At 57.6% G+C, this 10,795-nt stretch carries 11 protein-coding genes and 1 pseudogene; 7 read left to right on the top strand and 5 right to left on the bottom strand.

Translation table 11 applies throughout. The features are described from left to right. Window positions 1-21: 21 nt before the first annotated feature. Entirely contained in the window at window positions 22-387 is a 366-nt protein-coding gene (locus tag ACRESJ_RS33435; protein WP_431761698.1) for a 5-carboxymethyl-2-hydroxymuconate Delta-isomerase, read from the top strand. A gap of 18 nt (window positions 388-405) precedes the next feature. On the opposite strand, the pseudogene ACRESJ_RS33440 reads toward ACRESJ_RS33435, so the two are convergent. Together ACRESJ_RS33440 and ACRESJ_RS33445 are read right to left on the bottom strand one after the other, a co-directional pair. Next, window positions 406-1,332, bottom strand: a pseudogene (locus ACRESJ_RS33440) (LysR substrate-binding domain-containing protein); the annotation flags it as partial. Window positions 1,333-1,431: 99 nt separating this feature from the next. Continuing rightward, window positions 1,432-2,349, bottom strand: a complete 918-nt coding sequence (locus ACRESJ_RS33445; RefSeq protein ID WP_431761699.1) for a DMT family transporter — start codon at window positions 2,347-2,349, stop codon at window positions 1,432-1,434. A 353-nt stretch (window positions 2,350-2,702) separates the two neighbouring features. Between ACRESJ_RS33445 and ACRESJ_RS33450 the strand changes: the two genes are divergently transcribed. The 4 genes from ACRESJ_RS33450 (at window position 2,703) to ACRESJ_RS33465 (ending at window position 6,949) form a co-directional block, all read left to right on the top strand. Next, entirely contained in the window at window positions 2,703-4,352 is a 1,650-nt protein-coding gene (locus ACRESJ_RS33450; protein ID WP_431761700.1) for a phosphoethanolamine transferase, read from the top strand. Between the two features lie 120 nt (window positions 4,353-4,472). Further along, a complete protein-coding gene (gene rnd, locus ACRESJ_RS33455; RefSeq protein ID WP_431761701.1) occupies window positions 4,473-5,606 on the top strand; it encodes a ribonuclease D in 1,134 nt (377 codons plus the stop codon). Beyond that, the gene (locus ACRESJ_RS33460) at window positions 5,603-5,896 is read left to right on the top strand and encodes a YcgL domain-containing protein (RefSeq protein ID WP_431761702.1); all 294 of its coding nucleotides are present in this window, start codon (window positions 5,603-5,605) and stop codon (window positions 5,894-5,896) included. The genes rnd and ACRESJ_RS33460 overlap by 4 nt, the downstream gene beginning before the upstream one ends. Window positions 5,897-6,016: 120 nt before the next feature. Next, on the top strand, window positions 6,017-6,949 hold the full coding sequence (locus ACRESJ_RS33465; RefSeq protein WP_431761703.1) for a D-2-hydroxyacid dehydrogenase: 933 nt from the start codon (window positions 6,017-6,019) through the stop codon (window positions 6,947-6,949). A gap of 88 nt (window positions 6,950-7,037) precedes the next feature. Here ACRESJ_RS33465 and ACRESJ_RS33470 read toward each other — a convergent pair whose 3' ends face one another. Further along, window positions 7,038-7,631: a nitroreductase family protein gene (locus ACRESJ_RS33470; RefSeq protein ID WP_431761704.1), complete on the bottom strand. Its 594-nt coding sequence runs from the start codon at window positions 7,629-7,631 to the stop codon at window positions 7,038-7,040. Between the two features lie 280 nt (window positions 7,632-7,911). Between ACRESJ_RS33470 and ACRESJ_RS33475 the strand changes: the two genes are divergently transcribed. After that, window positions 7,912-8,361, top strand: a complete 450-nt coding sequence (locus ACRESJ_RS33475) for a YcgN family cysteine cluster protein (protein ID WP_431761705.1) — start codon at window positions 7,912-7,914, stop codon at window positions 8,359-8,361. 36 nt (window positions 8,362-8,397) lie between these two features. Further along, complete coding sequence (locus ACRESJ_RS33480) at window positions 8,398-9,627, top strand: hypothetical protein (RefSeq protein ID WP_431761706.1); 1,230 nt, start codon at window positions 8,398-8,400, stop codon at window positions 9,625-9,627. An 88-nt stretch (window positions 9,628-9,715) separates the two neighbouring features. Here ACRESJ_RS33480 and ACRESJ_RS33485 read toward each other — a convergent pair whose 3' ends face one another. Together ACRESJ_RS33485 and ACRESJ_RS33490 are read right to left on the bottom strand one after the other, a co-directional pair. Beyond that, window positions 9,716-10,087, bottom strand: a complete 372-nt coding sequence (locus tag ACRESJ_RS33485; RefSeq protein ID WP_431761707.1) for a YgaP family membrane protein — start codon at window positions 10,085-10,087, stop codon at window positions 9,716-9,718. A gap of 92 nt (window positions 10,088-10,179) precedes the next feature. Next, window positions 10,180-10,650 (bottom strand): RNA methyltransferase, encoded by a 471-nt coding sequence (locus ACRESJ_RS33490; RefSeq protein ID WP_056855999.1) that lies wholly within the window; start codon window positions 10,648-10,650, stop codon window positions 10,180-10,182. Between the last annotated feature and the right edge of the window lie 145 nt (window positions 10,651-10,795).

The raw sequence follows: 10,795 nt of genomic DNA on the forward strand, positions 1-10,795 counted from the left end.
CCGACCTACAGGAGTAAAACCATGCCTCACCTGCATTTGGAGTACACCGCCAACCTGCCAGAGCTGAACGCGGAGGTGGCATTGATGCGGCTTAACAACACGCTGGTTGGGTCTGGTCAATTCGGTGCCGAGTTTGACATCAAGAGTCGCGCAGTGAAGGTTGAAACGTTCAAGGTCGGTACGGCGTTGGCGGAACGGGCGTTCGTGCATGTGAAGCTGGCGTTGTTGAGCGGGCGTTCGCCGCAGATCAAAAAACAGTTGTCCGAAAGCCTGCTGGCGGTCGTTCAGGATTTGTGTGAATGGCCAGCGGGAGTTGAAGTCCAGTTATGTGCGGAAATCCTCGACATCGATCGCGAGTCCTACACCAAGACTGCCATCGGCGTTTGAATTTGGATTTGAATTGGCTTGCGCTTCGGTGCAGGCCTGAATCACCTGTCCACGCAGCCAGGTGTTGGCGCTGTCCTGATCGGCGCTTTGACTCCATTGCATATCAAGGGTGAAACCAGGCAGTCCATCGGGCGCTTCGCAGTGATTGAAGGCGGCCTCATTGGCCAATAACTGCTGGATGCGCCGGGGCAGGCTCAGGATAAAGTCTGTGCCAGTAATCATCTTCAACGCGGCGCCGTAGCTATTGGCTCGTGCAACGATCTGCCGTTGCCGGGCCTGTTTTGCCAGCCAGCCATCCACCATGTTGGTAGTGGAGGTCCAGGGTGTCGGAAACACATGCCGCCGCTTGATGAAGCCTTGCAGACTCAAGCGCGGCTCCTGCGGGGTCGCGCGCTTATCGAAGACGCAGACCAGATCATCGTCCAGTAATGACTGCGAATTGAAGTCGCCGTGGTTGCGATGAAAGTTCGGGCCGAAACAAATGACCAGGTCGAGACTGCCGTCGCGCAAGGCTTCGGTCGGAATGTCGGTTTCGAGCTTGTGCATGTTGACCATCACCGCCATCCCGGCGAGCGCGAAGTTCTGCAGCAGGCGTGGCAGGATCAACTGCTCGAAATATTCAGGTGCGCAAATGTTGAAAGTCGTCGGTTGCAACGTTGGATCGAACGTCGGTGCGCTGGCGTGACACAGGTTGATGCTTTCCAGGATCTTCAGCACATGGGGATACATGGAGCCGGCTTTGTAAGTCGGGCGCATGCCCGTGCGGGTATTGATGAACAGCTCGTCTTCAAATACGGTTCGCAGTGTTTTCAGGCAGTAACTCACGGTGGACTGACTGACGCACAACGTCTCGGACACTTCGGTGACGCTGTTCTGCTCATACACGGCGACGAAGACCATAAGGTCCTGCATATCAAGCTTTCTTAGCACATTACTGTTCAGCATCCATTGCGTCTCGCGGTGCCCGTTGCGCTGATCGTGCGCATGCTCGTGCGAAAGATCCTAATGGAATGAAGGCAACGAGAGAATGTCCCGCGCATACATTCAGTTCTTAACGGCCAGAGCCATTGAGCGCTTGCTGGACATCAGCAGCGCCAGCATTCCGATGCCAACCAATGTCGCGCCCACCACTTCCAACAGCAGTGGCGATTGACGCCACCAGAACCAGTGAAACATCGTGATAAACAGCGTACTCAGGTAAATATAGGAAATGACCGAGGACGGTGCGATGACACCGATCGCCCGATGCAGCAACCAGAAGGTTGCCAGCGTAGCGAACAGCGCTAGGTAGACCAGCCAGAAAAAGTCGCTAACGGTCAGTAACGATGCCGTACGCCATCCCCCGCTGAGCCCGCAAAAGCCCAGCAAGAACACTGCGCCGAACAGCATGTTCCAGAATGTCATGCCTACCGCTCCGCGGCCCTTGAGACTGCCGGCCTTGAGTCGCTGGCTCAGAGGGGAGTAGAGCGCCATCGCCAGGCAGCCGACCCCATACACCGAGAGCGCGTATAACGATGGAAGGTCGCCGTGCGTGCTGCCTTTCATGACCAGTAGCACCGCGCCAGCGGCGGCGATCAGCATCGGCAGCACACGCTGTTTCAGGTTGCTGTCGGGCATTAATACGGTTTCGAATACCAGGGTCAGTAACGGCACCAACGTGAACATCGTCCCGGTATTGACCGCCGACGTGTAGCGCAGTGCCTCGAACAACGAGCCAAAGTACACCGCCAGCAGCAAGCCAAGTATGCCGTGGCCAAACAGGCCGCGAGCGGTCATGGCGCTATCGCCCTTGAGCAGGAGCTGGGGTGAAAACGCCACGGCACAAAACAGTAGGCGCAAACCGGTCAGCAGGATCGGATCGATGCTCTGGCTGATTTGTGCGGCTGCGGCAAAGGATGCAGCGATCAACATGGCCCAGAGCAGCATACCCAGGTGCGCGGTGGTGAAACCGGGGTGTTTCATGGGGGGGCTCCAAGTCAATGACCCTGCTGGTGTGTTGCAAGGATCCGATTAGGCGCCTGCCCTCGGAGGGTGGCAAATCAGAATATCCGGGGAGGTATTTGGAAATTAAATAAACGACCAACAATGAAAATCCCGGCATAGAGAAGCGCAGGCCTGACCGGCAACTTGGGCTGAACCTGAGCTGAACCATTCTCAAATATGCCAAAAGCGTCAAGTTAGTCAAAAAGCCCAACCAATCGTTGGCGTCTTTTTCACAAAAAATTGATGGTTGGCCACTCAAAATTAGCGCTGTCGGGGTAAATGAAATTTTCACATTTGCCGCTGGCACTTTTTTCCAGGAACAGCCGATCATCATGTTGAAATTTAAAGCCGTTCGCCCTGAGTGGGTGACACTGATTGCCAGTGCCTTTCTATTAGCCGGCTTTAATCTGGTGCTGTGGAAACACTTGTTTGAAATCACCGGATCTGACGGCGCAGGCATGGTCATGCGCGTGGCATTCGGAGCGATGATCTTTGCGGCTTTCAACATTGTGTTGACGCTGCTGGCGTTCCGGCCAGTCATGAAGCCGGTTCTGACGCTGTTGTTCATGGTCAGCGCAGGCGTGGCGTACTTCATGAGCCAGTATGGCGTATTGATCGATGCTGGCATGTTTCGTAATTTCGCTGAAACCAATGCGACGGAAGTGCGTGACTTACTCTCAATAAAGTTGCTTGGTTATATTCTGCTGCTCGGTGTTTTGCCTTCGTGGTTGTTGTGGAAAACTCCGATTAACTACCGTCGCTGGCACCGTGAGCTATTTAGTAAGGTTTTGGTGAGCATTGCATCGGTTGCAGTCATCGGTGGTGTTGCGCTGATTAATTATCAAGGGCTGTCGTCACTGTTTCGCAATCATCACGAACTGCGCCTGATGGTCGTGCCGAGTAACTACATTGGTGCCTCGTTTGGTTACTTGCGTGAGCAGGTGGTGTCTGCGCAACAGCCCTTTACCACGCTTGGAGAAGACGCCCAGCGCAACCCGGCCTTTCAAACCCGTGCCCGTAAATCCCTGACCGTGTTGGTGGTGGGCGAAAGTGCCCGGGCAGAGAATTTCGGCATTCTCGGTTATGACCGCGATACTACGCCAAAGCTAAGTAAAGAAGCCGGTCTGATCGCTTTTACCGATGTGCATTCCTGTGGTACGGAAACCGCCGTTTCGGTGCCGTGCATGTTTTCAAACATGGGACGCAAGGATTACAACGCTAGCAAGGCCAGGAACGAAGAGGGGCTGCTGGACGTACTCAAGCGTGCCGGTCTCGATGTGATCTGGCGTGACAACCAATCTGGCTGCAAAGGCACTTGCAATCGGGTCACGCTGGAGGATGTCAGCAATCTGAAGGATCCGGTGTTGTGCGCCAACAGTGAATGCCGCGATGAGATCCTGCTGCAAGGTTTACAGCAATTCATCGATAACCTGGATAAAGACACGGTACTTGTGTTGCACCAGATGGGCAGTCATGGCCCGGAGTACTTCAAACGCTATCCGAAAGAGTTCGAGCGCTTCACCCCGGTTTGTGAAAGCAATGCGCTGAACAATTGCAGCCGCGAAAGTATCGTCAACGGCTACGACAACACGCTGGTGTACACCGATCACGTGCTGTCGACCCTGATTGATTTACTGCGCAGCAAACAGGACAAGGTCGATACCGCAATGCTGTACCTGTCGGACCACGGCGAATCCCTGGGCGAATACAACCTGTTCCTTCACGGTACGCCTTACATGCTTGCGCCAGAACAACAGAAGCATGTGGCAATGCTGGCCTGGTTCTCCGACAGCTATCAAAAGTCGTACTCCGTAGACACTCATTGCCTGCAACAGAACCGTGAAAAGCCCTTGAGCCAGGACAATCTCTTCCATTCGATGCTGGGGCTGCTGGAGGTCAAAAGCAAAGTCTACAACCAGGGTCTGGATATGTTTGCCGGGTGCCGTGGAGCGGTGATCGATGGTGTGCTGGCCGATAAATAAGGGTGTTGGCCACTATTAATTCCAAATGGCAGGTATTTTCGCTAAAGCTCTTGTTCAGTGGATGCGCGGAAATCGCCGGGGGCGATATATACTGCGGGCCATTCTTCAAGGGAGAGCCGTGTGGCCATCGATATTCACTGGATTCGCGACAACGATAGCCTCGGTCAATTTTGCGCCGAGTGGCAGAAGCTGCCATTCGTTGCCCTCGACACCGAATTCATGCGGGTCGACACCTTCTATCCGATCGCAGGCCTGTTGCAGGTCGGCGATGGCGAACGCGCCTACCTGATTGATCCGCTGTCCATCGACAACTGGCAGCCCTTGGCCGCGTTGCTGGAAAACACGGCCGTGGTCAAAGTCGTTCATGCTTGCAGTGAAGACCTTGAAGTCCTGCTGCGCCTGACCGGCAGTCTGCCGGCGCCGCTGTTCGACACGCAATTGGCTGCCGCTTACCTGAACCTCGGTTTTTCGATGGGTTATTCGCGCCTGGTCCAGGAAGTGCTCGGTATCGAGCTGCCCAAGGGCGAGACCCGTTCAGACTGGTTGCAACGTCCGCTTTCCGAAACCCAAATCAGCTACGCCGCCGAAGATGCCCTGCATCTGGCGGAGGTGTTCGTGAAACTGCGTCCGAAGCTTTGCGATGACAAGTATGTCTGGGTTCTGGAAGACGGCGCCGAACTGGTGGCTAACCTGCGCCGCGAGATCGACCCGTATGAGGTCTATCGCGACGCCAAGCTGGCCTGGAAGCTGTCCCGCGCCCAACTCGCCGTGTTGCGTGAACTCTGCGCCTGGCGCGAGAAAGAGGCCCGCGCCCGTGATTTGCCGCGCAACCGCATCGTTCGCGAGCATTCGCTATGGCCACTGGCGCGCACGCAACCGGACAATCTCGGTGCGCTGGCGAAAATAGAAGATATGCACCCGCGTACCGTGCGTCAGGACGGCGAATTTCTGCTTGATCTGATCAAGCGCTCTGGCAGTGTGTCGCCAGATCAATGGCCGCCAGCCGTGCCGGAGCCGTTGCCGGTGGATGCCGCCGCACTGCTCAAGCGATTGAAAGCCATCGGCCAGGCCGAAGCCGAGCGCCTGAACATTGCCCCTGAAGTGATGCTGCGCAAGAAAACCCTGGAAGCGCTGCTTAAAAGCGGCTTCCCCAATGGCCCTTACCAATTGCCTGATTCGCTGCGTGGCTGGCGCCGCGAATTGATGGGCCAGGCGCTGCTCGACAGCCTGGCCACCGCCGGAGAACAGCCTTGAAACGTATTTGCTCCATCTACCGCAGTTCGAAGAAAAACGAGATGTACCTCTATGTGCTCAAAAGCGATGCACTGGAGCGTGTGCCCGAGCCTTTGCTGGCTGCCTTCGGCAAGGCCATCCACGCCTTCGACCTGGTGCTGACCCCCGAGCGCAAACTGTCGCGCGAGGACATCACCGTCGTCCTGGAGAACCTCGACAAGCAGGGTTATCACCTGCAAATGCCGCCGGCCGAGGAGGAGTACATCGAACACCTTCCGGAAGAGTTGTTGCGCCGCAACGACCCGATGTAATCGGCAGCCAGGCTCTGCTCAGAGTCTTGTTGAAACACTGGAACGATTTTGGCGATGGTCGCGATGACGGAGCGAGGCTCTGTCGGCGGCCGTTTGCACTGTTTTCGAAAGGTTTGATGCATGCGCGTTCTGATTGCTGAACACGATCACCCGATTTACGCCCAGCTGTTGCGTGAAGCCGCGCCTGATCTGGAAGTACTGACCAGTGGCGACTCTGCCGAACTGGCCGCACAGGCTGCCGATTGTCCGGTCTGGCTCGGCCAGCCCGATTTATTGGCGACATTGTTGCGCCAGGGTCACCAGCCGCAATGGCTGCAATCGACCTGGGCTGGCATCACGCCGCTGCTTGCCGACGGTTTGCCACGCCACTATCGCCTGACCCGGGCGGTGGGGATTTTTGGTCAGGTGATGGCCGAATATGTGCTCACCTACATGCTGGGCCATGAGCGGGAAGTGCTGGCTCGTCTGGTCAGCCAGGTCGAACGCAAGTGGGACAGTCGCCATGGTCAAAGCCTGGCGGGGCGCAAGGTGTTGATCGTCGGCACTGGCGACATCGGCCAGGCCGTCGCGCAGTTCCTCGTGCCATTTGGGGTTGAGCTCTACGGCATCGCCAGCAGTGCACGGGAACAGGCACCGTTTGTCGAAGTCGGCGCATTGTCGGATTTGCCACGAATGGTGGGGCAAGTCGATTACGTAGTTAATCTGCTGCCAAATACTCCGAACACCCACGATATTTACGATTCGGCGCTGTTCAAGCAGTTCAAGCCGACAGGTTTGTTCATCAATGTCGGGCGCGGCGTAGCGGTGGTCGATGCGGACCTGGTGGACGCCTTGAAGGAAGGGCATCTGGCCGGTGCGATCATTGATGTCTGCCGTCAGGAACCTTTGCCTCAGCGTCATCCATTCTGGACGGCCTGGGGGCTGTTGTTGACTGGTCACAGTTCGGCGCCGACCTCGCCATCGTTGATGACAAAGCTGTTTGTCGAAAACCTGCGGGCGTATGAGGCGGGAGAGGCGTTGCGCGGGGAAGTGGATTTCAATCGCGGATATTGAGGCGCAGCCTGAAAAGATCGCAGCCTTCGGCAGCTACAGGGTCATGTGAACACCTGTAGGAGCTGCCGAAGGCTGCGATCTTTTATTTTTACAGGGTGAAATCACCTTCCGCCGCCAACTCGCTCAACGGACGACGCGGGCTCGGCTCTTCCCGGGCTTGCAGGTAGTCCGCCAGGGTTGCCTTGTCGCCCAGCTTGCCGACCGCTACGGCGGCGTGCAGCGCGTAGCCTTCAGGGATGTTCAGCTCTTTGCGGGTCAGTTCCTGATCGAAACCGGCCATGCCGTGTGTGTGCCAGCCGCTCAGGCTCGCTTGCAACGCCAGGTGGCCCCAGGCCGAGCCGGTGTCGAAGGTGTGCCACAGCGCTGGAGTTTCCTCGGTTTTACCAGGTGCGATGAAAGTGGTTTTCGAGATCACGATCACCAGTGCCGAAGCGTGTTGTGCCCAGCTGCGGTTGAACTCGTTCAGCAGGCCCAGGTAGCGCTCCCAGTTCGGCGTATCGCGGCGTGCATAAAGGAAGCGCCAAGGCTGCGAGTTGTACGCCGACGGCGCCCAGCGTGCGGCTTCGAAGAAGCTCAGCAGGGTTTCTTCGGGAATGGCTTCGCCGGTGAAGGCGCGGGGCGACCAGCGATCGGTGAACTGTGGGTGGATGGCATAGTCGGCAACGCGTGGGTTTGCACTCATCAAGAGATTCCTTGCTACGTTTGAAAGTGAGGGTCGTCTGAAACCTGCCGGCGCAGTTGACTGAGCGATAAGGTTTTTTTTCAGAGCCGTGGCGGTTCACCGCAATGCAACGCGGTTGTGCGTTAATGGCATGCAGGTCTGGCTCCTTGCGACGGCAAAGCTACGTGGCGGCGTCAAACCTGACAAGTCCCGATCTACCGACAGTCGCCAATGCTTGGCCCGCGGGGCTGTGGGCACTAGACTGGCGGCCTTTTCACCACCTGATGTTGATGCTCGAACCATGGCTGCCAAAGTAGAACCGTTCTGGATACGCAAAACCTTCGATCAACTCGATCAAGAGGAATGGGAATCGCTGTGCGACGGTTGTGGCCTGTGCTGCTTGCAAAAGCTTGAAGACGAAGACGACAACAGCGTCTATTACACGCGTATTGCCTGCAAACTGCTGGACCTGAAAACCTGCCAGTGCACCGACTACCCGAATCGTCGTGACTCCGTCCCTGACTGCATCCAGCTCACGCCGGGCAAGGCCGACGAGTTCAAGTGGCTGCCACCGACGTGCGGCTATCGCCTGGTCAGCGAAGGCAAGGATCTGCCGCTCTGGCACCACCTGGTGTGCGGTGATCGCGATGCGGTGCATCACGAGCGTATTTCCCAGTCCGGACGCATGCTCGCCGAAGGCAGCGTGCCGGAAGACGATTGGGAAGATCACCTGATTTTCCGGGCGGGTTAAGCGCCCCGCGAGTTCATGTTTCACCAAGGAGTGTGTATGGCTGTGGGATGGCGGCGGGTGTGGGTGGTGGGTTTACTGGCCTTGAGTTCGCCTGTGTGGGCGGCAAAGAAGGTCGATCTGGATTACCACGTGCGCCTGTTGCCGCAAAGTGATCAGGCCGAAGTGCGTCTGACCCTGGCCCAGGGCTCGGCGGTACGCAGCCTGGATTTCGACCTTGGCGACGCTAGCCACTACAGCGATTTCAAGGCAGACGGCCAATGGACTCTGACCCCAGGCAAACAGACCCGTGGCGTTTGGCGCCCGGTGGCGGACAAGGCCAGCCTGACTTACCGCGTGCGTATCAGCCATGGACGCAAGAACGGCAGCTTCGACACTCGCATGACCCCGACTTGGGCATTGATGCGTGGCGACGATCTGGTGCCCGCCGCCAGACTTGACCAGCAGGACGGCACCGAGCTGGTGTCACGTCTTGAGTTCGAGCTGCCCAGTGGCTGGAAAAGCGTCGAAACCGCCTGGCCACGAATCGGCAAGAACAAGTTCCGCATCGACAACGTTTCCCGACTGTTCGACCGGCCCACGGGCTGGATGCTCGCTGGAAACCTTGGCAGCCGTCGCACGCGGCTCGGGGAAACGGAAGTCACCGTCGCCTCGCCACAAGGCCAGGGCATGCGCCGCATGGATGTCCTGACGCTGCTGACGTTTGTCTGGCCGCAAGTGCAGGCCGTGTTCCCTCGCCATCCCTCGAAGTTGTTGATTGTCGGCGCCAACGATCCCATGTGGCGCGGCAGTCTGGCGGCACGGGAATCGATCTACTTCAATAGCCGTCTACCGCTGGTCAGCGAAAGTGGCAGCAGCGCGTTGGTGCGTGAACTGGTCCAGGTGTTCGGGCGGATCAATGACTCGCAGCGCAGTGACTGGATCAGTGAAGGGTTTGCCGAGTACTACGCCATCGAACTGGTGCGCCGTGCCGGCGGTATGAGCGATGAGCGTTACGATCAATTGCACAGTCGCCTGGTCAAGGACAGTCAGAAAGTCACCACACTGCGCGGCGAGCAGGTCAATCCGGCGCAGGTTGCAAAGGCTGTGGTGATGTTGCAGGAACTGGACCGCGAGATACGTTTGAAGACGCGCAACAAGCGCTCGCTGGATGATGTACTGCGGGGGGCGATGCGCCTGGAAAGCATCGATACCAAGGAGTTTGTTCAGCTCTCGGAGAGTGTGATTGGGGAGTCTTCCAAGGTGCTGGGTACCGAGTTGCTGCAGTAAAAATCAAAAGATCGCAGCCTGCGGCAGCTTCTACACGGGTTTAGCGTTTTCCTGTAGGAGCTGCCGCAGGCTGCGATCTTTTTTTGCTTCAGGCTTTAGGCGATTTCAACGAGTCATTGCCGGTGACCGTCGCAGTCTTGGTGGCCGCCTCGGCGTTGGCCTTCAACGCTTTCAATTCTTCACCCGCAAGTTGGATTTTCGCCCGCACGTTGTTCATGTCCTGACGGCTTTTTTCCAGCAGGCTTTTTGCCGAGCTATGACCGGTGATGCCGCGGGCCAGGGCGACGCCGCCGATGGCCACCTGAATCAGGCCGAAGATACCGCCACGACGCAGGCCCTTGCCCACCATCACCACGCCTCCGGCCAGCGAGCCGATACGCTCCCAGCCCTGGACGTTCTGATCGGACGAGGACTGGAACGGGGTGGAATCGATGCGCTCGACGCGTTTGAGTTCGCTCATGATCTGTCTCCAGGCAGGAAGGGGTGCTTGAGTAACCGATAGTTATGCTGACTGCCGGGGCGGGCTGCTTGTTCCATTGGATATACGGCGATTCAGCGGAATTTTGGTCCCGAACGGGTATTGAGGCCTTTGGCCATGCGGTCATAGAGCACGACGTTGACCGTCGCTGCGAGGTTCATGCAGCCGGTGGTGGGAATGTAGACCACGTCTTCGCACCAGTCGCGAATCTCTTTGTCCAGCGAACCGTCTTCGGGGCCGAAGATGTAGAGCGCGCGGTCCGGATGGGTGTACTCGGGCAGCGGACGAGCGCCTTCGACCAGTTCCACGGCGACTGGAACACAGTTGAGAGGGAGGATTTTCTTCAGGTCGTCGATGCCGATCAGCGGGATGTCGTAGTGGACGCGCTTGGTGTCGGTGACAAAATCGGCAGCGCGTTCATAGCGTTTGCCGGTGTAGAACACCGAGGCCACGCCATAACAGCCTGCGGCGCGCATTACCGAACCGACGTTCTCCGGTGATTTGGGATTAAACAAACCAATGCAGCTGTACCGTTTGTCTGCCACGAGCGGGGTGCCTTTCGGGAAAAAAGCGCGATTATACGGGGATTGGGGGAGGGGTGGTCAGTTTGAGATTGACGGCATCAGCACGGGCCTCTTCGCGGGCAAGCCCGCTCCCACAGGGTTCTGCGGCGTATACAAGATTTCGTAC

Source organism: Pseudomonas sp., assembly GCF_050739655.1.
GTDB lineage: Bacteria > Pseudomonadota > Gammaproteobacteria > Pseudomonadales > Pseudomonadaceae > Aquipseudomonas.